A 23,715-nucleotide genomic window follows, 5' to 3' on the forward strand; every position below is an offset into this window, starting at 1 on the left:
TGAGCGTATATCTCATAGCTGGAGAGGTACGCTGTGGACCAAATCGCCCGAACGCCTAAGCAACTCGGAGATGCCATCCGCCGGCGGCGCCGCAAGCTCGGCCTGAACCAGGCCACTGTCGGGGAGCACACGATGCTACGCCAAGCGACCATCTCGGCCGTCGAGAATGGAGCGCCCGGGACACAGCTCGGAACGCTTTGCGACATTCTCGCAGCGCTCGACCTTGAATTGGTTGTCCGCTCTCGGACCAGAGCAAAGTCGACCGAGATCGAGGACGTCTTTTGATGGCTCGTCCGCGGCGGCACCTCCCGCTCAACGTCTTCTTGAACAGCCGTCTCGTCGGGCGGCTGAATAGACAATCCAGCGGCGCGATCGATTTTCAGTATGATCCGTCCTGGCTTGCCTGGGAGCATGCGCTACCAGTCTCGCTATCTCTGCCCCTACGTGAAGATCGCTATATCGGTGCACCCGTCATTGCCGTGTTCGACAATCTCCTGCCCGACAGCATCCCGATTCGCCGCCGTATGGCTGAGCGTGTTCATGCCCGAGGGATAGACGCCTACGACTTGCTTGCCGCTGTCGGACGGGATTGTGTCGGCGCACTGCAATTCCTGCCGGATGATGTCGAGCCGGGCCCCGCCGGTATTGTCGACGGCAAACCCGTTGACGATATCGAAATTGCTCGTCTCGTCCGCGATCTGGCATCGGCCCCCCTCGGGCTGGGCGAGGATGAAGATTTCCGGATCTCGATCGCTGGCGCTCAGGAAAAGACTGCGCTCTTGTTCTGGAAAGGACGTTGGTACAAGCCGCTGGCGACGACTGCTACAACGCACATCCTCAAGCCACAGATTGGACGCTTGCCAAATGGCATCGACCTTTCCTTCAGTGTTGAAAACGAATTTTTCTGCCTCAAGATGACAGCCGCCCTGGGACTCCCGTGCGCCGTCGCCGCAATCGAGGAATTCGAAGGCAATCGCGTGCTCGTAGTCGAACGTTTCGATCGCCGATGGACGAGTGACAACCGTCTCCTGCGCTTGCCCCAGGAAGACTGCTGCCAGGCTCTGTCTGTGCCTCCGTCGCTGAAATACGAATCCGATGGCGGGCCTGGGGTTCCGGCTATCCTTGGTCTGATGAAGGGAAGCGACCAACCGGAGCTAGATCAAGCTGCGGTTCTGAAGGCCGTGGTCGCCTTTTGGCTGCTCGGCGCCACAGATGGACATGCCAAGAATTTTAGCGTCTTTCTTTCTCCCGGCGGCCGGTTCCGCATGACGCCGTTCTATGATGTGATCTCAGCGCAGACCAGCCTTGATGCGGGACAGATCAGGCGCAACAAAATGAAGTTGGCGATGGCTATAGGCGACGCACGCCACTACCTTATCGATAGCGTCATGCCGCGCCATTTCATCCAGACCGCCGCCAAGGCAGGAATTGGTCCAAAACCCGTCACAGCGATCTTTGACGAGCTGCGCCAACGGGCGCTAGCGGCAATCGAACTGGTTTGTGCATCGCTCCCAAAGGGTTTCCCTTCGCAAGTCGCAGATGCCATTGGCAATGGGGTCAAAGCTCGCGTGCGCAGACTGGAAGAGGTGTGATGCTTAAGATCGAGGCACAACCAGACTGATAGCCATTGGGACGTCCAAATGATCTTCTTTTAGCAGCAGCAACGCCGCGCGGGATGTAATCAACCCACGGACTTGCCAGCCTGTAACTTTCTGACCAGGCCGATCAGCTGATCCAGGTCCGCGCGTGTAAGCGCAAGCATCTCCGCAGGGGGTTTGTGATATTCCCTTGTCAATTCCTCAATGGTTGCAACACCCTTGGCCGTAAGCTTGACACGTTTGACACGGCGATCGCTTGGCGACGGAACCCGTTCGGCGAGCCCCGCCTGCTCCAACCGGTCGACCAGCCAGGTCGCCGTCGAAGGGTCGCAGTGCCATTGAGCGGCCAATGCGCCGATCGGCTTGCCCGCATCTTTGTCGAGGGTGAAGAGGGCGCGCGAGTCGTTGGGCGTCAGACCCAATTTCTGCTGGATCGCCAACCGGTCCGGCGCGGACCGCATCAGGAAATCAAACATCAGGCGCCAGGCCTCGGTGGCGTGCTGCAAGCGATCTTGGCCCGGTCCCATTCCACGCTCCTTCGTGTCTTGACACATATTTGGACCAATCATATGATTTGATCAATCAAAATGTTTGGTGATCAAAGCAATGAGAGGAGATCCGAGATGACCAACACCACGGTTCTCGTCGTCGGGGGCGGCCTGAACGGTCTGACGGCGGCCGCCCTTTTGGCTCACAACGACATTCCGTGCGTCCTCGTCGAGCGCCATCCCGACACGTCAATCCAGTACAAATTTGCCGGCATTTCCCCGCGCAGCATGGAGATCTTTCGAAGCCTCGGCCTCGAGGAGGAGATTCGTGCAAATCGTACGGGGGACCAGCAGGCAGGCGCTATTGCGCGCGCCAGGAATCTCACCGATCCCGAGATTCAATGGGGCGGACCGGCGTGGCCGGATGCAAGTGCCCTCAGCCCCACGCAACCGGCGACGTGTGATCAGCACGTCCTGGAACCGATTCTGCGCCGCTACGCCGAGCGGAACGGTGCAGACATACGTTTCAGCACGGAACTGGTGGCTTTCGAACAGGATGAGAATGTCGTCCGCGCGGAAATTCGCGATATCGCGACCGGCGCAAAGGACGCCATCTCGGCCGACTATCTGATCGTCGCGGACGGTGCGAACGGCTCGATGCGAGAGAGGCTGGAGATCAGCCGCAGCGGGGCAGGCGGCCTTCAGCACTGGATAAATGTCGTCTTTGACACGGACATGCCTCCGACGATCGGCGGCAAGCGTTTCACGTCGTGCTTCGTGACGGACCTCAACGGGACCTTCACGCCCAGGGAGGGTGGACGATGGCTTCTGGCGCTCCAGTACTTTCCCGAAAAGGGCGAGAAACCCCAGGATTTTGATGAAGCCAGGTGCAGGGAACTGATCATACGAGGTGCGGGCCGGTCGGATATCACGACTAGGCTTGTCGATGCGCGCTCCTGGGAAGTGGCCGCGATGACAGCGCGCCAATTCCGCCGAGGCCGCGCGTTTCTTGTGGGGGATGCGGCACATTTGATGCCCCCAACAGGCGCTTTCGGTGGCAATTCAGGTATCCACGACGCCCATAACCTTGCCTGGAAGCTTGCGATGGTAACACGCGGGCATGCCGGTCCCTCTTTGCTGGATAGCTATGACATGGAGCGCCGGCCGGTCATCGAGGCTACGTTGGCGCAAGCGCTCGCCCGCCTTCAGAAATGGTTCGACGATCCGTCGAAGCGATTGCCTCCCCCAGTCGCGATGGTCGAGGATTACGACGTGGTATTTGGCCAACGCTACGCTGCAGGTGTCGTGGCTCAGGAAGCCACGCGGGACGATCACCCATTCCAAAAATCCACGGAGTTGTCGGGCCGCCCTGGCACGCGTTTACCGCATTTCGCGGTCGGGCGTGCCGGCCAGCGGATTTCGAGTCTCGATTTGTGCGATCGCGACCTTCTTCTCCTCTGCGCCGACGACGCATGGTGTCAGGCCGCTGACGCCGTAAGCCAGCGCCTCCGCATGCCGCTGACCTGCCACGCCTTTGCCAATGGGGGTCTGATTGATTTGGACCATCGGTGGCCTTCCGCGCTCGGGGTTGAAAGCGGCGGTGCCGCCTTGGTCAGGCCGGACGGGTTTGTCGCGTGGCGGTCAACGCACAGTGTGCCTGATCCTGTACAGATGCTGATCGAAATACTTGACGGCTTGGGTTTCCGCACGCAGGCGTGCGAACATCATCAGTGAGCGGCGGATGCCTCCGGTCTTCCGGCACGACTTCCTTGCCGATGTCGTCGCCGGGAATGCCGGCGATGTTCAGCCGTTTGCCCGTCTCGTCATGCCTCTTCCTACTCGTTGTCACCGAGTAGGGCCGCGCCAACCGCTTCGGTCCTCCCCTTGTGTCGCTAAACTCGCATGGACCATCGTGCTGGCCTTTGGCATTGGAGGCCGAATGTCGCCGTTACGGCAAATGATCAATCAACTCGTTCAGCAGGAGCAGCAACGCCCCAGCGACGACAGCCGCGGCAGCATCGTCCAGCATGATGCCGGCCCCACCCCTTACCTTGTCATGCATGATACGGATGGGCCAAGGCTTGACGACGTCGAAAAACCGGAAAGCAAGGAAGCCTGTTGCCCACCAGAGTGGGTCGAGCGGCAGCATGGAAAGTGTCACGGCGGCGCCGAAGGTCTCATCGATGACGACGATCTGCGGGTCCTCCGTCCCGGTATGGAAGATAACATGCGATGACGCCCATACGCCGACGGCGAACAGGGCCGCATAGGCAAGCACCGTCAGCCAAGGCGATGCGGGTATCAGAGCCGCGGCAACAGCCACTCCAACCATTGCGCCGGCCGTGCCCGGCCATGTTGGAGATAATCCCACGCCGACAGAGGTCGCGAGCAGGTAGGCGAACTTGGGTAGAAATTTATGCATCGAGTTTCGGCCGGCTTCCGACGGGTCGCAAGCAATCATAGTCACATCGTTCGGGTGTTGCCGCCAGACCGCCGCTCGATTTGCACACCCGTCAAAAGGCATCGCCCAAACCGTGAAATGCTGTCGGGCAGCTGTCGCTGCGACCGGAAGTTCTGTTTCGCCGTCAGCTTGGCGAGCATCTTAATCCGCCGGCCACATTCGCCAAACGAGATCGCTTTTGCGGCGAGTTGAGAACGTTCCTGAGCCCGGTCTCGGCCCGCATTGGCCAACTGAAACGGTGGCGATGGTGGAACAAACCCGCAAATTGCTGGTAAAGCTCCGTCAAACGACATCATCAGAGGAGCCGCCATGATCGCCGGTCTCATGAAAAGTCGCATCGACCCGCTATGGGAGCAGGCCGCCTCTCCGCTGATCGGGATCGGCATGACGCCGAACCAGGTTACGGCCAGCGGGCTCGTGCTCGTGGCTTTGTCTTCGGCCGCCTACGCGTATCACCATTCAAGTCTTGCCTTTGGCTTGTGCCTGGCGTTTGCCTTCAGCTTCGACGCGCTGGACGGTGCGGTCGCCCGCCGGACAAATATGAGCACCAAGGCCGGTGGCTATTTCGACGCTATCGTCGACCGTTATCAGGAATTGGCCGTCTTTGCGGCAATAGGCTGGGTCGCCGATCTGTGGGCGATCGCAATGTTCGCGTTCGCCGGCGGGATTCTCACCAGTTATGCCAAGGCGCGGACGGCGCTGGAAATCCCTGTGGAAAACCATGGTTGGCCGGATTTCTTCGAGCGGATGGAACGTCTGGTGTTCATTTGCGTGCTGCTCGCCGCCGACGGAGTCGCGACTGCCGTGGGCGCGGCTTCGCCCTGGATTCTGGCGGGCGGGTTCGCGCTGTACGCGGTGCTGGCCAACGCCACGGCCCTGCAACGGATCAGTCGCGCATTTGCGATGCTGAAACGAGCCGACGGGAAGCAGCCGTGAGATCGCTAGAACGCGAGCATCGTATTGACCGCCGTGGCTTCCCAACAAAGTCGTCAGCGCCAGCCCAAGCCCGGAGCGACATGGGTCAGGATCGCCTCGATGGCATGGACATTGTAGTCGACACCGAGCTGGTTGGGGACCGTGAGCAGCAGCGTATCGGCCTCAGCGATGGCTTCGTCGCCCTTTAGCTGCTCGATCAGGACGTCCGGCTCGGCGGCATAGGAGCGGCCGAACACGGCAAGCCTGTCTGCCTCGATATAGCCGAACTGATCTCCACCCTGGTTGCCGCCGAAATAGGCGCGGTCGCGATCGTCGACCAGCGCAAAAATGCTGCGGCTCACCGACACCCGTGGCTCGCGCGTGTGGCCGGCCGCCTTCCAGGCTTCGCGAAAAGCCCTGATCTGTTCGGCTTGCTGGATGTGAAACGGCTTTCCGCCTTCATCGAATTTGAGCGTGGAACTCTGCAGGTTCATTCCAAGTTTCGCCGCCCATTCTGCGGTGGCGTTTGTGGCGGCGCCCCACCAGATGCGCTCGCGCAGGCCCTCCGAGTGTGGCTCAACGCGAAGCAGGCCAGGCGGGTTGGGAAACATCGGCCGCGGGTTGGGCTGGGCAAAGCCTTTGCCCAGCAACACTTCGAGCAGCACTCCGGTGTGTCTGCGGGCCATGTCGGCATCGCTCTCGCCCTCTTGCGGGGCGTAGCCGAAGTAGCGCCATCCGTCGATCACCTGCTCCGGCGAGCCGCGGCTGATGCCTAGCTGCAGACGCCCTCCGGCGATCAGATCGGCGGCGCCGGCGTCCTCGGCCATGTAGAGCGGGTTCTCGTAACGCATGTCGATCACCGCCGTGCCGATCTCGATTCGGCTGGTCTTCGCCCCAACCGCTGCCAGCAGCGGGAAGGGCGAGGCGAGCTGGCGGGCGAAGTGATGCACGCGGAAATACGCGCCGTCCGCACCCAGCTCCTCGGCGGCGACGGCCAGCTCGACGGAATGCAAAAGCGCATCGGATGCCGTCCGCGTCTGCGATTGCGGCGAGGGCGTCCAGTGCCCGAACGAGAGGAAACCAATCTTCTTCATGAAATAGCCAGCCTAGAGGGAAGACAGGTGCAGACTATGCTTCGGCGCAGAGCAAAGCATCCCGAAATCGGTACCGACGGCCCAGTTTGAGGTGAACGGTCCGTTGTTGATCAGCGATGCCGTCAATGGCGAGCCTGTTGCTGGCGCGAGCGCATCTAGGAAGGTGCCGCGAACGCGAGCACTATCGCGATGAGGATCAACAGCGGCCCCATCCATTTAAAATGGGTTCCAAAGTTGGTCCACCATGCTTGCTGGCCGGGGCGAGCTTGGAACGGGTCCGCGAGAAATCCGAAGCCGATGCCAGCCATCCACAACCCGGCGCAGAACATGATGAACTCGTCGATGTAATCCGCGACCATGTTCCGCAACTTTCGAATTATGCCGCCGCCACGTGCGCCGAATTCGAGCCGATATAGTTACGGATCGTTTCGATGATCCGGTCCTGGTCGGCCTCGCTCAGATAGGGATGCATCGGCAGGCACAGGATGCGCTTCGGCAGCTCTTCCGAAACGGCAAGGCCGGTCGGCGTGCGCGGATAATCGTGATAGGCAATCTGGCTGTGCAGCGGTTTCACATAGTAGATGACCGACGGAATGCCCTTTTCACCGAGATGTGCCTTGAGCCCGTCGCGCTTCGGCGTTTCGATGGCGTATTGCGCCCAGGCCGAGCGGCCGCCGCCCAGATTGCGCGCCGTCTTGACTATATCGCCGAGACCTTCGGCATAGCGATTGGCGACCGCTTGCCGCGCCACCATCTCGTCCTCGATGATGGCCAGCTTCTCGATTAGGATCGCCGCCTGCAGTGTATCGAGCCGTGAATTGATGCCGACGCGGACATTGTCGTATTGCGTTTCGCCCTTGCCGTGAAAGGCGAACGAGCGCAGCTGTTCGGCCAGCGCATCGTCATTGGTGAACATCGCACCGCCGTCGCCGTAGCAGCCGAGCGGCTTTGCCGGATAGAAGCTGGTCGAGCCGACGGTGCCGAACGAGCCGCACATCTTGCCGTCAGCCGAGCCGCCGGTCGCCTGCGCCGCATCCTCGATGACCATCAGGCCTTCGCGATTGGCGATGGCCATGATTGCTTCGTAATCGGCGGCGAGGCCGAACAGGTCGACGGGAATGATTGCCTTCGGCCTCAGCCGCCCCTCCGCCTTGATCATGGCGATTGCCGCCTCGAGGCTGGCGATGTCGATATTGTAGCTGTCAGCATCGACATCGACGAACACCGGCTCGGCCTTGGTCAGCGCCACCACTTCGGCCGTGGCGGCGAAGGTGAAGCTCGGCACGAATACCGCGTCGCCCGGGCCGATGCCGGCGGCAAACAGCGGCAACAGCAGCGCGTCGGTGCCGTTGGCGCAAGCGACCACGTGCTTGGTGCCGATATAGGCGGCGAGCTTGTTTTCGAATTCGGTGACCTGCGGTCCAAGAATATAACGACCTTCGTCGACGACGCGGTCGATTGCCGCCTTCAGCCTGTCGCGGATGCGTTCGCGCTGTGCGCCAAGATCGATGAACTGCATGTCGGCCTCAAACGGTTTTAGCCAGATAACCGGCCGCTGGTAGCAGACTTGGCACGGCCGAGAAAGCCGCAGGGCAAAGCCCTGAATTGCTCAAGTGTCGCAGCCTGTTACCTCTGGTTTCCGATCTGCCCTGTTAAACGCGGGAAAATCCGGGCTTCGGCATGCTTGATATGGGCTGCGCATCCCGCCCGCCAGGTTAGGCGAAACATAAAGTGATCGCCGGCAGGCAGTCCGTGAGGCGGTTGCCAGCCGGTCAGGCGAGTTCATGCCGCCATGGCGGATTGGCGCCGGCCCGCGAGACCGTGACCGCCGCGGCCTTGGCGCCGAGCGTCAGCGCCTTATGGATGGCTTCTTTCGGCAGGCCGGCGATTGCCGTCTTCGACAGCAGGCCCTGCTCGTGCAAGGAGGCAAGGATGCCGGCATTGAACGTGTCGCCGGCGCCGACCGTATCGACCACCTCGACCTTGTCCGGCACGACCGTGACCCGGTGCTGGCTGCTGTAACCAACCGCGCCCTCGCTGCCGTGGGTGACGACGATCAGCTTCGGGCCGCGGTCCAGCCAGTTGCGGACGACGTCCTCATGCGAGCCGGCTTCGTCGAACCAGTTCAAATCCTCGTCCGACAGTTTCACGATGTCGGCCATCGCCATCATGTTGCGGATGCGCCTGAGATGCCTGGCCTTGTCGGGAATGAAGTTTGGCCGGATGTTGGGGTCGAGCATCATCACGCGGCGCTCATGCTCACGTCGCATGAACTCCTCATAGGCCGATCCGGCCGGTTCCGAGATCAGGCTGATAGCGCCGAACAGCATGGCCTCGATCTCGCTGCCGAGCTCCGGCAGGTCCTCGATGGTCAGCATGCGCCCGGCGGTGTTCTCGTCATAGAATGTATAGGTCGCCTGGCCGTTGGTGAGCCGCACGAAGGCGAGCGTGGTCGGCCGCGGCGAGGTGTGCGCATAGGTGGAACTGACCTTGCTGGCCCCCAGCGCCTCCCTGAACTGCCCGCCGAACAGATCCGACGACAGGCCGGAGAAGAAGCCGGCCGGCGCGCCGAGTCGGCCGAGCGCAATGGCCGAGTTGAAGACGGCACCGCCGACATAGGGGGCAAAGGCCGCTTCGCCCTCCGTCGTGGTGCGCGGCAGCATGTCGATCAGGGCTTCGCCGCAGCAGAGGATCATGAAGTCTTGCTTTCCGGCGGATAGATCACGCCCTTGCGAATGATGATGTTGGCGTAAAGCCGCGGCTCGCTCGTCGCGACGATCGCGTGCGCGGCCTTGACCCGTGCATAGAAGTCGGCGCCGGCAAGCGCAACCACCTTGCGGCCCGGCGCATGCCTGGCGCAGATCGCTTCAATCTCATGATGAACCGGATCGGCGAGCAGGGGATCGCCTTTAGCCGAGGCGCGAAACAGCGCCTGCGGCACGGCGTCGTCGACAGGCAACACGCTCAATACGGCATCCAGCACCGGGACGAGATGATGACCGTCGGCGCGGATCAGCCGCTGTGCCTGCTGTTCGGCCGGGTAGTTGCCGTCGACCAGCGCGATCTCGTCGCCATGGCCCATGGCGCGCAACATCGCCAGAAGCTCCGGGCCGAGCAGCGCCGGGATACCGATCAGCATGCTCAGAAGCTCCGGGAAATCGTGGTCGAGCCGATGAGGAAGCGCTCCGATAGCGGCAGACTGGCGCCACCCAGCGCCCGCGCATGGATGCCGACCGTTCCCTCGCGGACGGCCGGCAGCCTCAGGCCTTCGCCGTCGATCCTGCCCATGGCCTGGATGACGGCATCGACAAGCCGCCTGCGCACGGCGAGCGGCATCCATCCGTCGATCACCGCGGCTTCGAAATCGATGACGGACGACGCCGCAACGATGGCATAGGCGAGCGCCTGCGAGGCGCTGGCGATCCAGTCGTCAAGCTCGGCACCGATCTCGCCCCAGTCCCCCGGTGATGTCCACAGATGCGAGGCCTCGACGCCGCGTGCGTTGAGCGCCTTCTCCAGCGTGGCGATCGATGCAACGTCGATCAACTGCGTCGGCTTGCCGTCAGGCCCGGGCACTGGCATTGAGCCCAGCGCGCCGGCATTGCCGGTTGGGCCGCCAAACAGCCGGCCGTTCAGCACGATGCCGCCGCCGGCAAAGGCACCGATGTAGAAATAGACGAAATCGCGCGCCGCACCCGCCGCCTGGCCGAACACGAGCTCGGCGCCGCAGGCCGAGGTGGCATCGTTTTGCAGGTAGACCGGAAATTCGCATTGCGCCTGGATGTCGGCGCGGATGTCGCGATGGCGCCATTCGTCCATGATTTCACGCGGCGCGCCGGCGGTATCGGCCCAGTTCCACAATTCGAACGGCATGGCGATGCCAAGCCCGGCGATGCGCTTGTCCTGCGCAGGAGTGAGCTCGCCGCGCATCTTCTTCATGCCGCTCGTAACGAATTCCACCGTCTCGCGCGGCGCCGGATAGCGGTACGAATGCTGCAGCATCGAGCGCACATTGCCGAGGAAATCGATCAGCACGAGCTCGGCGCTGCGCCGGCCGATCTTCAGGCCGATGAAATAGGCGCCGTCGGGATTGAGCGCCATGGGTATCGAGGGCTGGCCAATCTTGCCGCGCAACGGCGCCTGGCGAACGAGCAGGTCGTCCTCCTCCAGCTCGCGCATGATGACTGATACTGTCTGCGCCGAGAGGCCAGTCATGCGTGCGATGTCGGATTTGGCCAGGCTGCCGTGCTGGCGCACCAGCGACAGCACCAGCCGCTCATTGTGGTCCCGCATGCCGCTTTGATTGGTGCCGCGGTGCAGGCGGCTTTCGGCCGCATCGGGCGAGCCGTGCCTTGTAATGCCGGTCTCCACCCCTGTTCCTCCCGTCGTTTCCCCTCGATGCTTTTGGTCTAGAGTGAGTGAACAATCCTGCGTTGTCAATAATAAATAAGAGTGATTTAATTATTGACAGTGCTGGCGGACTGGTGTCTCTTGAGATCGGCGTCGACACTGGGAGATTTCGTCGGACGCGCTGCAGATGCCGGTTGGCCGGCATCCTAAATGGTTCAATGGGAGGAAAATCGTGACCACGTCAAAACTGTTGAAATCCACCGTGTTTGCCGCGGCCGGACTGAGCCTGATGGCGTTTGCGTCGACGGCATCGGCCGCCGGGGTCGGCGCCTGCTTGATCACCAAGACCGACACCAATCCCTTCTTCGTGAAGATGAAGGAAGGTGCCGCCGCGAAAGCCAAGGAAATCGGTGTCGATCTGAAAGCCTATGCCGGCAAGGCGGAAGGTGACAATGAGGGCCAGGTTGCGGCGATCGAATCCTGCATCGCCGACGGCGCCAAGGGCATTTTGATCACCGCCACCGACACTGCGGCCATCGTGCCGGCGGTGAAGAAGGCGCGCGATGCAGGGGTGCTGGTGATCGCTCTCGACACGCAGCTCGAGCCTGCCGATGCCGCGGATGCGACGTTTGCGACCGACAATTTCAAGGCCGGCGAGCTTATCGGCTCCTGGGCAAAGGCTACCTTGGGCGACAAGGCCAAGGATGCGCACATTGCCTACATGGATCTGATCGCCAGCCAGCCCTCCGTCGACGTCCAGCGTGATCAAGGCTTCATGAAGGGCTTCGGCATCGACCTCGGCGATCCCAAGAAGATCGGCGACGAAACCGACGCACGCAACGTCTGTCACGATCTGTCGAGCGGCAATGAGGATGGCGGGCATACTGCCATGGAGAATTGCCTGCAGAAGGATCCGGATATCAACGTCGTCTACACCATCAACGAACCTGCGGCCGCGGGCGCCTACCAGGCACTGAAAGCCGTCGGCAAGGAGAAGGACGTCCTGATTGTCTCGGTCGATGGCGGCTGCCCCGGTGTCAAGAACGTTGCCGAGGGCGTGATCGGCGCCACTTCACAGCAATATCCATTGCTCATGGCCTCGCTCGGCATCGAGGCGATCAAGACCTTTGCCGACACCGGCAAGAAGCCTGAGCCGTCGCCCGGTCTGAACTTCTACAACACCGGCGTCATGCTGATCACCGACAAGCCTGCCGCCGGCATCGAATCCATCGATACGAAGCAAGGCCTCAGCAAGTGCTGGGGTTGATTTGATCCCCTGATCGGCTCAACTTCAAAAAGAACAATAGGGAATGTGGAGCGGTTTCGGCCGCTCCACATCACAGGCGGGGAGGCCGACTTGAGCGTCGAAACAACCAGGAGCAAGGGACCGCAGGAATTCGAGACGGTCCTGGCCGCTAGCGACGCCAGCGTCGCATCATTCGAGACGCATTCCCGCTCGACGTTGGAGAGCATCCAGCACCGCTTGCATAAAAGCCCGGCCATGGTGCCGCTGATCATCCTGCTCATCTCGGTGGTTCTGTTCGCAGTCGTCGTCGGCGGACGCTTCTTTTCTCCCTTCACCCTCACCCTGATCCTCCAGCAGGTGGCGATAACCGGCATGGTCGGCATCGCGCAGACACTGGTGGTGCTCACCGCCGGCATCGACCTGTCAGTCGGCGCCATCATGGTGCTGAGCTCGGTTGTTATGGGCCAGTTTGCCATGCATTACGGTGTTCCAGCGCCGGTCGCCGTTGCCATCGGGCTGCTTGTCGGCGCGATTTGCGGCTTGATCAACGGCATTCTCATCGCCTGGGTGAAACTGCCGCCCTTCATCGTGACGCTCGGCACCTGGTCGATCTACGCTGCCATCAACTTCATCTATTCCGGCAACGAGACCATCCGCAGCCAGGATCTCGAGGCGACGGCACCGCTGCTGCAGTTTTTCGGCGGCTCGTTCAGGATCGGCGGCGCAGTCTTCACCTATGGCGTGCTGTTGGTGCTGATCATGGGGGCAATTGCCTGGTACGTGCTCAATCACACCGCATGGGGCCGGCATGTCTACGCAGTCGGCGACGACCCGGAAGCCGCGGAACTGTCGGGGGTGCGCGTCAGCCGGATGCTGGTCACGGTCTATACCCTGACCGGCATCATTTGTGCCATCGCCGGCTGGGCCTTGATCGGACGCATCGGATCGGTCTCGCCGCAGGCCGGGCAGTTCGAGAACATCAATTCGATTACCGCCGTGGTGATTGGCGGCACATCACTGTTCGGCGGCCGCGGTTCCATCCTCGGGACCATCTTCGGTGCGCTGATCGTCGGGGTGTTCGCGCTCGGCCTCAGGCTTTGGGGGACAGATCCCCAATGGACGCAATTGTCTGTCGGCGCCCTTATCATCATCGCTGTTGGTATCGACCAGTGGATCAGGAAGATCTCGGCATGAACCAGACTCAGGAACCGATCCTTACCGCCCGCAGCCTGGTCAAACGCTACGGTCGCGTCACCGCCCTCGACAATGCCGATTTCGATCTCTATCCGGGCGAAATCCTTGCTGTCATCGGCGACAACGGCGCCGGCAAGTCGTCGCTTATCAAGGCGATTTCCGGCGCGGTCGTGCCCGACGAAGGCGAGATCCGGCTTGAAGGCAAGCCTATTGCATTCAAATCGCCGATGGAGGCCCGCGAAGCCGGCATCGAGACCGTCTACCAGAACCTGGCGCTGTCGCCGGCGCTGTCCATCGCCGACAACATGTTTCTCGGCCGCGAGATCCGCAAGCCGGGCTTTCTTGGCAGCTGGCTGCGCATGCTCGACCGTCCGGCGATGGAAAAGCGCGCCCGCGACAAGCTGACCGAACTTGGCCTGATGACCATCCAGAACATCAGCCAGGCGGTGGAAACTCTCTCCGGCGGTCAACGCCAGGGCGTGGCGGTGGCGCGCGCCGCGGCGTTCGGCTCGAAGATGGTCATCATGGATGAGCCGACGGCCGCGCTCGGCGTCAAGGAGAGCCGCCGCGTGCTCGAACTGATACTCGACGTCAAACGCCGAGGCCTGCCGATCGTGCTGATTTCACACAATATGCCGCATGTCTTCGAGGTGGCGGACCGCATTCACATTCATCGGCTCGGCCGTCGCCTGTGCGTCATCGATCCGAAGCAATATACGATGTCCGACGCGGTCGCCTTCATGACCGGCGCCAAGGTCCCGCCGGAGGCGGCGCTGGCGGCCTGAACAAGAACTTGAGGCCCGCCGCTGAGGGCGCGGTGTTTCAATGCCAAATTGCCGCAGGGCAACCCGGCTTGCGGTCGCCTGAATCCATTGAACATCCGGTGGGATGCATTAGCATTGGCGGAGATGGTGAAAGCCGCATGATCCTGGCAACGTCACGAGAGGCAGCATGACGCGCGCGATGACAACCGAAGCTCCTCTGCCCACCCTCGAAAACCCGGATCCCAAGACGCTCGCCGACGAAGTCTTGCAGGCCCTCAAATACAGGGTCGGCAAGGGCACCAACGTTGCAACCCAGTACGATTGGCTCACCGCCTCGATCAAGGTTGTGCGCGACCGCATCGTCGATCATTGGATGCAGGCGACCCAAGAGGCCTACGCCCAGCAGGAAAAGCGCGTCTATTACCTGTCACTGGAATTCCTCATCGGCCGCTTGATGCGCGATGCCTTCTCCAATCTCGGCCTGATGGACAATATGCGCGAGGCGCTGTCGTCACTTGGCGTCGACCTCGACATCATTGCTGCGCTCGAACCGGACGCTGCCCTTGGCAATGGCGGCCTTGGCCGGCTCGCCGCCTGCTTCATGGAAAGCATGGCTACCGTCGATATCCCCGCGCATGGCTATGGCATTCGCTACGCCAACGGCATGTTTCGGCAGGAGATCCATGACGGCTGGCAAGTCGAACTGCCCGAGACATGGCTCGATCACGGCAATCCTTGGGAGTTCGAACGCCGCGAACGCTCCTTCGAGGTCGGCTTCGGCGGCTCGGTGGAATCGATCACCTCGAAGGATGGCAGGCTCGAGCGCCATGTCTGGAAGCCGACCGAACATGTTCTGGCCGTTGCTTACGATACCCCGGTGGTTGGCTGGCGGGCCAACCGCGTCAACACGCTGCGTCTGTGGTCCGGCATGCCGGTCGATCCGATCCTGCTCGACAAGTTCAACGCCGGCGATCACATCGGCGCGCTCGCCGAGAGCAACAAGGCCGATGCGCTGTCGCGCGTCCTTTACCCGGCCGATTCCCACAAGGCAGGCCAGGAGTTGCGGCTCAGGCAGGAGTATTTCTTCTCCACCGCCTCGCTGCAGGACATCCTTCAGCGTCATCTCAGCCAGTATGGCGACCTGCAATCGCTGCCCGACAAGGCGGCGATCCATCTCAACGACACCCATCCGGCCATCGCCGTCCCCGAGCTGATGCGCCTGTTGATGGATGTCCACGGCATGGATTTCGACCAGGCGTGGAGCATCACCAAGCGCACCTTCGGCTACACCAACCACACGCTGCTGCCCGAAGCGCTGGAAAGCTGGCCCGTGCCGCTATTCGAGCGGCTGTTGCCGCGCCACATGCAGATCGTCTACGCCATCAACGCCGAGGTGCTGCTCGAGGCGCGCGTCTCCGACCAGTTCTCGGACGAGCAGATCAGCCGCATCTCGCTGATCCAGGAAAATGGCGATCGCCGCGTGCGTATGGGCAATCTGGCCTTTGTCGGCTCGCACTCGATCAACGGCGTCTCGGCACTGCATACGGAATTGATGAAGGAGACGGTGTTTGCCGACCTCCACAGGCTCTACCCGGACCGCATCAACAACAAGACCAACGGGATCACACCGCGGCGCTGGCTGATACAGTGCAATCCCGGCCTCACGGCACTCACCCGAGAGGCGATCGGCGACGGCTTCCTCGACGACATCGACGAGATAAAGCTGCTCGATCCTTTCGCCGAGGACGCTGCCTTCCGCGACAAGTTCGCCGCTGTCAAACGGGCGAACAAGACGAGGCTTGCCAATCTCGTTGCCGACCGGCTCGGCATCAAGGTGGACCCCTCGGCGCTGTTCGACATCCAGGTCAAGCGCATCCACGAATACAAGCGCCAGCTCTTGAACATTCTCGAAGCGGTCGCGCTTTACGACCAGATCCGCTCGCATCCGGAGCGCGACTGGATGCCCCGCGTCAAGTTCTTCGGCGGCAAGGCGGCGCCCAGCTATCACAACGCCAAGCTGATCATCAAACTTGCCAACGACGTCGCCCGGGTCATCAACCGCGACCCGGCGGTGCGCGGCTTGCTGAAAGTGGTGTTCGTGCCGAACTACAATGTCAGCCTAGCCGAGATCATGATGCCGGCCGCCGATCTTTCGGAGCAGATATCGACCGCCGGCATGGAAGCGTCCGGCACCGGCAACATGAAGTTCGCGCTGAACGGCGCGCTGACCATCGGCACGCTCGACGGCGCCAATGTCGAGATCAAGGAATGCGTCGGCGACGACAACATCTTCATCTTCGGCCTGACCACCGATGAGGTCGCCGAGCGGCGCAACAATGGTTACGATCCGCGCGCCGTAATCGAGGGATCGCCTGAATTGGCGCAGGCGCTTGCCGCGGTTTCGTCCGGGGTCTTTTCGCCTGACGATCCGGACCGTTATCGCGACCTGATCAACGGCCTTTACCAGAGCGACTGGTTCATGGTCGCTGCGGATTTCGATGCCTACGCCGCCACCCAGCGCGACGTCGATGCCGTCTGGCGCAACAGCCCGGACTGGTACGCCAGAGCCATCCGCAATGTCGCCCGCGTCGGCTGGTTCTCGTCCGACCGCACGATCCGCCAATATGCGAAAGACATCTGGCACGTGCCCGCCTGATGTGATTGCATGAGACCAGGAACAATGTGGCCCTAGTGGAGTGATTTGACCTTCGCATCCCTTGGAAGGTCAGGCGGCCTGCGACTGTCGAATTCAAAACTTCACTAGAAACACGCACTTGGTGCCCGAGGAGGGACACTGCCTGATGAGCAAGCCGCGCGCGACCGTTGCGACAAGCGGGCCGGACGGACTGGCGCCAGCCGGCGATGTCGCGGCGATTGTCGCCGGCACGCATGGCGACCCGTTCTCCGTGCTTGGCGTGCATGAGGCGGGGAAGGGCTTTGTCGGCCGCTGCTTCGTCCCTCATGCCGAGTCCGTCACCGCCTATACGCTGACCGGCAAGAAGGCCGGCGAGCTGTCGAGACGCGACGATCGCGGCTTCTTCGAGGGCAAACTGTCGCTGCGCAAACGCCAGCCGCTGCGCTATCACGCCAGGAACGCCGGCGGCGACTGGTGGCTGACCGATCCATATTCCTTCGGCCCCGTGCTCGGCCCGCTGGACGATTATTACATCGCCGAAGGATCGCATCTCAGGCTGTTCGACAAGCTCGGCGCTCATCTCATCGACCATGAGGGTGCATCGGGCGTACATTTTGCGGTGTGGGCGCCCAATGCAAGGCGTGTCTCGGTGGTCGGCGACTTCAACGAGTGGGACGGCCGCAGGCACACCATGCGCGACCGCCGCGATACCGGTATCTGGGAGCTGTTCATTCCCGACATCGGCGCCGGCCGCCCTTATAAATACGAGATCATCGGGCCGGATGGCGTGAGATTGCCGCTCAAGGCAGATCCGTTCGCCTTCAAATCCGAACTGCGCCCGGCTACCGCCTCGGTGACGGCGCTGCCGCCGGTGCATGAATGGGGCGACGAGGCGCACCGGAACTACTGGCGCAATGCCGACCACAGGCGCGAAGCCGTATCGATCTACGAGGTCCATGCCGGCTCATGGCGGCTTCACGACGACGGCAGCTTCCTGTCATGGGACGAGCTCGCCGACCGGCTGATCCCCTATGTGGTCGAGACGGGTTTCACCCATATCGAATTCATGCCGATCTCCGAACACCCCTATGACCCGTCCTGGGGCTACCAGACGACCGGTCTCTATGCGCCGAGCGCCCGCTTTGGCGATCCGGACGGTTTTGCCCGCTTCGTCGACGGTGCCCACCGCGCCGGCATCGGCGTCATCCTCGACTGGGTGCCGGCGCATTTCCCGGTTGACGAACACGGTCTGGCAAAGTTCGACGGCACCGCACTCTACGAACATGCCGATCCGCGCAAGGGCTTCCATCCCGACTGGAACACCGCGATCTACAATTTTGGTCGTCGCGAGGTGGTCTCGTTTCTTGTCAACAATGCGCTGTTCTGGGCAGAGAAATATCACGTCGACGGTCTGCGCGTCGATGCGGTCGCCTCGATGCTTTATCTCGATTATTCGCGCAAGGCTGGTGAATGGATTCCCAACGAGAGGGGCGGGCGCGAGAACCTGGAAGCGGTCAGCTTCCTGCAACGGATGAACAAGGAGGTCTACGGCCACCATCCGGGTGTGATGACCATCGCCGAGGAATCGACCTCGTGGCCGAAAGTCTCGCAGCCGGTGCACGAGGGCGGACTGGGCTTCGGTTTCAAGTGGAACATGGGCTTCATGCACGACACTCTGGAGTATTTCTCCAAGGAGCCGATCTTCCGCAAGCATCACCACAACGACATCACCTTCGGCCTGGTCTACGCCTTCAGCGAGAACTTCGTGCTGCCGCTGTCCCATGACGAGGTGGTGCACGGCAAGGGAACGCTGCTTAACAAGATGGCCGGCGACGACTGGCAGAAATTCGCGACGCTGCGCGCCTATTACGCCTTCATGTGGGGCTATCCCGGCAAGAAGCTGTTGTTCATGGGCCAGGAGTTCGCGCAACGCCGCGAGTGGAGCGAGGCGCGCGCGCTCGACTGGAACCTGCTCGATTTCCGGCTCCACCGTGGTGTCTGGCAGACGGTGCGCGATCTCAACTATCTCTACCGCTCGCGCCCGGCGCTGCATGCCCGCGACTGCGAGCCGGAGGGCTTTTCCTGGCTGATCGTCGATGACAGCGCGAATTCGGTGTTCGCTTGGCTGCGCAGCGCGCCGGGCGGCAACCCGGTCGCCGTCATTTCCAACTTCACGCCGGTGCCGCGCGACAATTACCGCGTGCCGTTGCCGCAGACCGGAAAATGGCGCGAGATCATCAACACCGACGCCACGGACTATGGCGGTTCCGGCAAGGGCAACAGCGGCCTCGTCGAGGCTCGGGCGGAAGGAGGAGGCATTTCGGCGACGATGCTTTTGCCGCCGCTGTCGACGATCATGCTCGAATTCGTCCCGGACTGAGCTATGTCTGGAGCATCTAACCTGGGAGGATAGGAATGGCTGAAACAAAACGAACACAGCCGCTGGCACGCGACGCCATGGCTTATGTGCTGGCCGGCGGCCGTGGCAGCCGGCTCAAGGAACTGACCGACCGCCGCGCCAAGCCGGCGGTCTATTTCGGCGGCAAGACCCGCATCATCGATTTCGCGCTGTCCAATGCGCTCAATTCCGGTATCCGCCGCCTCGGCGTCGCCACCCAGTACAAGGCGCATTCGCTGATCCGCCACCTGCAGCGCGGCTGGAACTTCCTGCGGCCCGAGCGCAACGAGAGTTTCGACATCTTGCCGGCCAGCCAGCGTGTGTCGGAAACACAGTGGTATGAGGGCACCGCCGACGCCGTGTACCAGAACATCGACATCATCGAGGCCTATGGGCCGGAATACATGGTCATCCTGGCCGGCGACCACGTCTACAAGATGGATTACGAATTGATGCTGCGCCAGCATGTAGAGGCCGGCGCCGATGTCACCGTCGGCTGCCTCGAAGTGCCGCGCATGGAAGCCACCGGCTTCGGCGTCATGCATGTCGACACCAAGGACACCATCATCTCCTTCATCGAAAAGCCCGCCGATCCGCCGGGCATTCCCGACAAGCCGGATTTTGCGCTGGCCTCGATGGGCATCTATGTGTTCAAGACCAAGTTCCTGATGGAGCAATTGCGTCGCGATGCGGCGGAGCCCGGCTCCAGCCGCGACTTCGGCAAGGACATCATCCCCTACATCGTCGAACACGGAAAGGCGATCGCGCATCGCTTCGCCAAATCATGCGTGCGCTCGACCGCCGAGAACGAAGCCTATTGGCGCGACGTCGGCACGGTCGACGCCTATTGGGAAGCCAATATCGACCTGACCGACATCACGCCGGAACTCGACCTCTACGACCGCGACTGGCCGATCTGGACCTACGCCGAGTTGAAGCCGCCGGCAAAGTTCGTGCATGACGAAGATGGCCGCCGCGGGTCGGCCGTGTCGTCTCTCGTGTCGGGCGATTGCATCGTTTCGGGCGCTTCGCTGAAGCGAAGCCTGATCTTTACCGGCGCGCGCATCAATTCCTATTCGACGCTGGAGGAGGTCGTCATGCTGCCCGACGTCCATGTCGGCCGCAACGCCAGGCTGAAGCGCGTGGTCATCGATCACGGCGTCAGGATCCCGGAGGGGCTGGTGGTCGGCGAGGATCCTGTCCTCGACGCCAAGCGTTTCCGCGTTTCGGAAAAAGGCATCTGCCTGGTCACGCAGGACATGGTCAACAGGCTGGGATCGTAGTGCATGCAGGTTCTGTCGGTGGCGCCCGAGATCTTTCCGCTGGTCAAAACCGGAGGGCTCGCCGACGTGACTGGCGCCTTGCCCGTGGCATTGGCCGGCAACGGCGTCAACATGCGCACGCTCGTCCCCGGCTATCCTCAGGTGATGGGCGCCTTCAGGAAAAAGAAGGCGGTTCAGCAATATCCATTGCTGCAGGGTGGGAAGGCTTCGGTGCATGCCGTCCAGATCGCCGGGCTCGACCTGTTTGTGCTCGACGCGCCGCATCTTTTCGACCGTCCCGGCGGCCCGTACGGCAACGCGGCCGGCGCCGACTGGCCGGACAATTGGCGGCGGTTCGCGGCCTTGAGCCAGGTCGGCGGTGATATTGCTGCCGGCGCCATCTCCGGCTACCTGCCCGATATCGTCCATGCCCATGACTGGCAGTCGGCAATGACACTCGCCTATATGCGCTACGGCAAGGCGGTCGGCACGCCGTCGATGATCACCGTCCATAACCTCGCCTTCCAGGGCCAGTTCGGCGCCGGCATCTTTGGCGAGCTTGGCCTGCCGGCGGCGGCGATGGCGCTCGACGGCGTCGAATATTATGGCGGCGTCGGCTTCCTCAAGGCCGGCCTGCAGGCCGCCTGGGCGATCACCACGGTCAGCCCGACCTATGCGCAGGAAATCCGCTTGCCCGAATTCGGCATGGGCCTCGACGGCCTGATCAACATGCGCTCCGTCGATCTCCATGGCATCGTCAACGGCATCGATACCGAGATCTGGAACCCGGAAACCGACACGCATCTGGTCTCCAACTACACGGCAAAGACGCTTAAGGCGCGAATGCCCAACAAGGCCGCGGTCGAGGACCGTTTCAGCCTCGATCGCGATGACAGCCCGATCGTCTGCGTTGTCAGCCGGCTGACCTGGCAAAAGGGCATGGACATATTGGCGGCCGCCGTCGACGGTATCGTCGCGGCAGGTGCACGGCTGGCAATCCTTGGGTCTGGCGACGCCGGGCTCGAAGGCGCGTTGCTTGCCGCCGCAGCCCGCCATCGTGGTCGCATTGGCGTCGTCGTCGGCTATGACGAGGGGCTCTCCCACACCATGCAGGGCGGCTGCGACGCCATCATTATCCCGTCGCGCTTCGAACCTTGCGGGCTGACGCAGCTTTACGGCCTGCGCTATGGCTGCGTGCCGGTCGTCGCGCGTACCGGCGGCCTTGCCGACACGGTTATCGATGCCAACGAAGCCGCCATCTCTGCCGGCGTGGCGACCGGCTTCCAGTTTGCGCCCCCCATTGCTGGCGCCCTGCTGCACGCCATCCGCCGCCTTGTCGAAGCGCATGCCAATCCCGCGGTGTGGGCGTCGATGCAGCGGCAAGGCATGAAGGCCGACGTGTCGTGGGACAAAAGCGCCGAAAAATATGTCCGACTCTATCGCTTGTTGCTTTCGAAAAGGGCTGCCTGACTGATGATCCGCACTGTCGCCACCAAACCCTATCCCGACCAGAAGCCCGGCACCTCCGGGCTGCGTAAAAAGGTCCCGGTGTTCCAGCAGGAGCACTATGCCGAGAACTTCATCCAGTCGATCTTCGACGCGCTGGACGGGTTCGAAGGCAAGACCCTGGTGATCGGCGGCGACGGCCGCTTTTATAACCGCGAGGTCATCCAGAAGGCCATCGCCATGGCCGCGGCAAACGGCTTTGGCAAGGTGATGGTCGGGCAGGGCGGTATCTTATCCACGCCGGCCGCTTCGCATGTCATCCGCAAATACAAGACCTTCGGCGGCATCATCCTGTCCGCCAGCCACAATCCGGGTGGCCCGCATGAGGATTTCGGCATCAAGTACAATGCCGGCAATGGCGGCCCGGCGCCGGAAAAGCTGACCGACGCGATGTTCGAAAAAACCAAGGTGATTTCGAGCTTCAAGATCGCCGATATCCGACCGGTCGACATCGACACGATCGGCACGGTCGAGGCAGGAGACATGACCGTCGAGATCATCGATCCGGTCGCCGACTATGCCGAACTGATGGAAAGCCTGTTCGATTTCAATGCCTTGCGGGCGTTGTTCAAATCAGGCTTCCGCATGCGCTTCGACGCCATGCATGCGGTGACCGGCCCCTATGCCAAGGAGATCCTCGAAAACCGGCTAGGGGCGCCGAACGGCACCGCTCGTAATTTTATCCCGCTGCCGGATTTCGGCGGCCACCATCCCGATCCCAATCTGGTGCATGCAAAACACCTCTACGACGAGATGATGGGGCCGGATGCGCCCGACTTTGGCGCGGCCTCCGACGGCGACGGCGACCGCAACCTGATCATCGGCAAGGGCATTTTCATCACCCCGTCGGATTCGGTGGCGATGCTCGCCGCCAATGCCCATCTGGCTCCGGGTTACAAGGCCGGGCTGAAAGGCATCGCCCGTTCGATGCCGACCAGCGGTGCTGCCGACCGGGTCGCCGAAAAGCTCGGCATCGGCATCTATGAAACGCCAACCGGCTGGAAGTTTTTCGGCAATCTGCTCGATGCCGGCATGGCGACGATCTGCGGCGAGGAGAGTGCGGGGACCGGCTCCAATCATGTCCGCGAAAAGGACGGCCTGTGGGCCGTGCTTTTGTGGCTCAACATCCTTGCCGCGCGCGGCGAAAGCGCCAGGCAGATCGTCACCGAGCATTGGGCGGCCTATGGGCGCAACTACTATTCGCGCCACGATTACGAGGAGGTCGAGACCGATCGCGCCAATGCGCTTGTCGACGAACTGCGCGGCAAACTTGGCTCGCTGCCGGGCACCAGCGTGCGCGGCATGACAATCGCCAGCGCCGACGATTTCGCCTATCACGATCCGGTCGACGGCTCGGTCAGCAAGAACCAGGGCATAAGAGTATTGTTCGAAGGCGGCTCGCGCGTCGTCTTCCGCCTGTCCGGCACCGGCACCTCGGGCGCGACGCTGCGCCTTTATTTCGAGCGCTACGAGCCAGACAAGAGCCGCCACGATCTCGACACCCAGGAGGCGCTTGCCGATCTGATTGCGGCGGCCGACGACATTGCCGGGATTCGCAGCCATACCGGCCGCGCCAAGCCGAGCGTGATTACGTGAGCTTGGAGCGGCGCGCCTTTCCTTCTCCCCTTGTGGGGTCCGAAGGACGGGGCGAGACCCGTGGCTCGCCCCCGGGCGGTGGATCGGCGCGAAGCGCCGAGACGGATGAGGGGTGTTGGAAGGAATGCCGTCCGCGCCAAGCTGGAGCACCCCTCATCCGTCGCCTTCGGCGACACCTTCTCCCACAAGGGGAGAAGGGGGAGCTAAC

20 protein-coding genes are annotated in these 23,715 nt (G+C 62.2%); 12 read left to right on the top strand and 8 right to left on the bottom strand.

Annotation, left to right across the window (positions count from 1 at the left end):
* Positions 1 to 33: 33 nt before the first annotated feature.
* Together NKH71_RS16745 and NKH71_RS16750 are read left to right on the top strand one after the other, a co-directional pair.
* Positions 34 to 285, top strand: a complete 252-nt coding sequence (locus tag NKH71_RS16745) for a helix-turn-helix domain-containing protein (protein ID WP_023718464.1) — start codon at positions 34 to 36, stop codon at positions 283 to 285.
* Entirely contained in the window at positions 285 to 1,592 is a 1,308-nt protein-coding gene (locus NKH71_RS16750) for a type II toxin-antitoxin system HipA family toxin (RefSeq protein WP_352895185.1), read from the top strand. Before NKH71_RS16745 ends, NKH71_RS16750 begins: the two co-directional genes overlap by 1 nt.
* A gap of 89 nt (positions 1,593 to 1,681) precedes the next feature.
* On the opposite strand, the gene NKH71_RS16755 is transcribed toward NKH71_RS16750, so the two are convergent.
* Positions 1,682 to 2,125 (bottom strand): MarR family winged helix-turn-helix transcriptional regulator, encoded by a 444-nt coding sequence (locus tag NKH71_RS16755; protein ID WP_031193803.1) that lies wholly within the window; start codon positions 2,123 to 2,125, stop codon positions 1,682 to 1,684.
* A gap of 96 nt (positions 2,126 to 2,221) precedes the next feature.
* On the opposite strand from NKH71_RS16755, the gene NKH71_RS16760 reads away from it, so the two are divergent.
* Positions 2,222 to 3,820: an FAD-dependent monooxygenase gene (locus NKH71_RS16760; RefSeq protein ID WP_352549182.1), complete on the top strand. Its 1,599-nt coding sequence runs from the start codon at positions 2,222 to 2,224 to the stop codon at positions 3,818 to 3,820.
* Positions 3,821 to 4,034: 214 nt separating this feature from the next.
* On the opposite strand, the gene NKH71_RS16765 is transcribed toward NKH71_RS16760, so the two are convergent.
* Positions 4,035 to 4,508 carry a phosphatidylglycerophosphatase A family protein gene (locus NKH71_RS16765; RefSeq protein ID WP_352895186.1) on the bottom strand — a complete coding sequence of 158 codons (474 nt, stop codon included), beginning with the start codon at positions 4,506 to 4,508 and terminating at the stop codon, positions 4,035 to 4,037.
* Positions 4,509 to 4,856: 348 nt separating this feature from the next.
* On the opposite strand from NKH71_RS16765, the gene NKH71_RS16770 reads away from it, so the two are divergent.
* Positions 4,857 to 5,483 (top strand): CDP-alcohol phosphatidyltransferase family protein, encoded by a 627-nt coding sequence (locus NKH71_RS16770; RefSeq protein ID WP_352549180.1) that lies wholly within the window; start codon positions 4,857 to 4,859, stop codon positions 5,481 to 5,483.
* Positions 5,484 to 5,536: 53 nt separating this feature from the next.
* On the opposite strand, the gene NKH71_RS16775 is transcribed toward NKH71_RS16770, so the two are convergent.
* From NKH71_RS16775 to NKH71_RS16800, 6 genes are all read right to left on the bottom strand, one after another.
* Positions 5,537 to 6,556, bottom strand: a complete 1,020-nt coding sequence (locus NKH71_RS16775) for an LLM class flavin-dependent oxidoreductase (protein WP_352895187.1) — start codon at positions 6,554 to 6,556, stop codon at positions 5,537 to 5,539.
* Positions 6,557 to 6,711: 155 nt separating this feature from the next.
* The gene (locus NKH71_RS16780; RefSeq protein WP_023718458.1) at positions 6,712 to 6,915 is read right to left on the bottom strand and encodes a hypothetical protein; all 204 of its coding nucleotides are present in this window, start codon (positions 6,913 to 6,915) and stop codon (positions 6,712 to 6,714) included.
* Between the two features lie 17 nt (positions 6,916 to 6,932).
* The gene (locus NKH71_RS16785; protein ID WP_352895188.1) at positions 6,933 to 8,075 is read right to left on the bottom strand and encodes a DegT/DnrJ/EryC1/StrS family aminotransferase; all 1,143 of its coding nucleotides are present in this window, start codon (positions 8,073 to 8,075) and stop codon (positions 6,933 to 6,935) included.
* Positions 8,076 to 8,328: 253 nt separating this feature from the next.
* A complete protein-coding gene (locus NKH71_RS16790; RefSeq protein ID WP_352483656.1) occupies positions 8,329 to 9,252 on the bottom strand; it encodes a carbohydrate kinase family protein in 924 nt (307 codons plus the stop codon).
* The gene (locus tag NKH71_RS16795; RefSeq protein ID WP_023718455.1) at positions 9,249 to 9,695 is read right to left on the bottom strand and encodes an RbsD/FucU family protein; all 447 of its coding nucleotides are present in this window, start codon (positions 9,693 to 9,695) and stop codon (positions 9,249 to 9,251) included. The genes NKH71_RS16790 and NKH71_RS16795 overlap by 4 nt, the downstream gene beginning before the upstream one ends.
* Positions 9,696 to 9,697: 2 nt before the next feature.
* Positions 9,698 to 10,927, bottom strand: coding sequence for an ROK family transcriptional regulator (locus NKH71_RS16800; RefSeq protein WP_352895189.1), 1,230 nt, complete (start codon positions 10,925 to 10,927; stop codon positions 9,698 to 9,700).
* A gap of 229 nt (positions 10,928 to 11,156) precedes the next feature.
* Here NKH71_RS16800 and NKH71_RS16805 point away from each other — a divergent pair, with 229 nt between their 5' ends.
* From NKH71_RS16805 to NKH71_RS16840, 8 genes are all read left to right on the top strand, one after another.
* Positions 11,157 to 12,173, top strand: a complete 1,017-nt coding sequence (locus tag NKH71_RS16805; RefSeq protein WP_352895207.1) for a sugar ABC transporter substrate-binding protein — start codon at positions 11,157 to 11,159, stop codon at positions 12,171 to 12,173.
* 90 nt (positions 12,174 to 12,263) lie between these two features.
* Positions 12,264 to 13,346 carry an ABC transporter permease gene (locus tag NKH71_RS16810; protein WP_023718452.1) on the top strand — a complete coding sequence of 361 codons (1,083 nt, stop codon included), beginning with the start codon at positions 12,264 to 12,266 and terminating at the stop codon, positions 13,344 to 13,346.
* The gene (locus NKH71_RS16815) at positions 13,343 to 14,131 is read left to right on the top strand and encodes an ATP-binding cassette domain-containing protein (RefSeq protein ID WP_023718451.1); all 789 of its coding nucleotides are present in this window, start codon (positions 13,343 to 13,345) and stop codon (positions 14,129 to 14,131) included. Before NKH71_RS16810 ends, NKH71_RS16815 begins: the two co-directional genes overlap by 4 nt.
* 166 nt (positions 14,132 to 14,297) lie before the next feature.
* Positions 14,298 to 16,766 (top strand): glycogen/starch/alpha-glucan phosphorylase, encoded by a 2,469-nt coding sequence (locus tag NKH71_RS16820; protein WP_023718450.1) that lies wholly within the window; start codon positions 14,298 to 14,300, stop codon positions 16,764 to 16,766.
* Positions 16,767 to 16,911: 145 nt separating this feature from the next.
* Positions 16,912 to 19,125: a 1,4-alpha-glucan branching protein GlgB gene (glgB, locus tag NKH71_RS16825; protein ID WP_352483653.1), complete on the top strand. Its 2,214-nt coding sequence runs from the start codon at positions 16,912 to 16,914 to the stop codon at positions 19,123 to 19,125.
* 35 nt (positions 19,126 to 19,160) lie between these two features.
* A complete protein-coding gene (gene glgC, locus NKH71_RS16830) occupies positions 19,161 to 20,426 on the top strand; it encodes a glucose-1-phosphate adenylyltransferase (protein ID WP_023718448.1) in 1,266 nt (421 codons plus the stop codon).
* Positions 20,427 to 20,429: 3 nt separating this feature from the next.
* Positions 20,430 to 21,875, top strand: coding sequence for a glycogen synthase GlgA (glgA, locus tag NKH71_RS16835; protein ID WP_352483652.1), 1,446 nt, complete (start codon positions 20,430 to 20,432; stop codon positions 21,873 to 21,875).
* Between the two features lie 3 nt (positions 21,876 to 21,878).
* Positions 21,879 to 23,507 (top strand): alpha-D-glucose phosphate-specific phosphoglucomutase, encoded by a 1,629-nt coding sequence (locus NKH71_RS16840; RefSeq protein ID WP_352790949.1) that lies wholly within the window; start codon positions 21,879 to 21,881, stop codon positions 23,505 to 23,507.
* Positions 23,508 to 23,715 lie beyond the last annotated feature (208 nt).

This window comes from Mesorhizobium sp. M0983, assembly GCF_040318975.1.
In the GTDB taxonomy this organism is placed as follows: domain Bacteria; phylum Pseudomonadota; class Alphaproteobacteria; order Rhizobiales; family Rhizobiaceae; genus Mesorhizobium.

Bases quoted from the DNA above. Each gene is read 5' to 3' on its own strand.
- NKH71_RS16750 (WP_352895185.1), top strand. From the start codon at position 285: ATGGCTCGTCCGCGGCGGCACCTCCCGCTCAACGTCTTCTTGAACAGC.
- NKH71_RS16755 (WP_031193803.1), bottom strand. From the start codon at position 2,125: ATGGGACCGGGCCAAGATCGCTTGCAGCACGCCACCGAGGCCTGGCGC.
- NKH71_RS16760 (WP_352549182.1), top strand. From the start codon at position 2,222: ATGACCAACACCACGGTTCTCGTCGTCGGGGGCGGCCTGAACGGTCTG.
- NKH71_RS16765 (WP_352895186.1), bottom strand. From the start codon at position 4,508: ATGCATAAATTTCTACCCAAGTTCGCCTACCTGCTCGCGACCTCTGTC.
- NKH71_RS16770 (WP_352549180.1), top strand. From the start codon at position 4,857: ATGATCGCCGGTCTCATGAAAAGTCGCATCGACCCGCTATGGGAGCAG.
- NKH71_RS16775 (WP_352895187.1), bottom strand. From the start codon at position 6,556: ATGAAGAAGATTGGTTTCCTCTCGTTCGGGCACTGGACGCCCTCGCCG.
- NKH71_RS16780 (WP_023718458.1), bottom strand. From the start codon at position 6,915: ATGGTCGCGGATTACATCGACGAGTTCATCATGTTCTGCGCCGGGTTG.
- NKH71_RS16785 (WP_352895188.1), bottom strand. From the start codon at position 8,075: ATGCAGTTCATCGATCTTGGCGCACAGCGCGAACGCATCCGCGACAGG.
- NKH71_RS16790 (WP_352483656.1), bottom strand. From the start codon at position 9,252: ATGATCCTCTGCTGCGGCGAAGCCCTGATCGACATGCTGCCGCGCACC.
- NKH71_RS16795 (WP_023718455.1), bottom strand. From the start codon at position 9,695: ATGCTGATCGGTATCCCGGCGCTGCTCGGCCCGGAGCTTCTGGCGATG.
- NKH71_RS16815 (WP_023718451.1), top strand. From the start codon at position 13,343: ATGAACCAGACTCAGGAACCGATCCTTACCGCCCGCAGCCTGGTCAAA.
- NKH71_RS16820 (WP_023718450.1), top strand. From the start codon at position 14,298: ATGACGCGCGCGATGACAACCGAAGCTCCTCTGCCCACCCTCGAAAAC.
- glgB (WP_352483653.1), top strand. From the start codon at position 16,912: ATGAGCAAGCCGCGCGCGACCGTTGCGACAAGCGGGCCGGACGGACTG.
- glgC (WP_023718448.1), top strand. From the start codon at position 19,161: ATGGCTGAAACAAAACGAACACAGCCGCTGGCACGCGACGCCATGGCT.
- glgA (WP_352483652.1), top strand. From the start codon at position 20,430: ATGCAGGTTCTGTCGGTGGCGCCCGAGATCTTTCCGCTGGTCAAAACC.
- NKH71_RS16840 (WP_352790949.1), top strand. From the start codon at position 21,879: ATGATCCGCACTGTCGCCACCAAACCCTATCCCGACCAGAAGCCCGGC.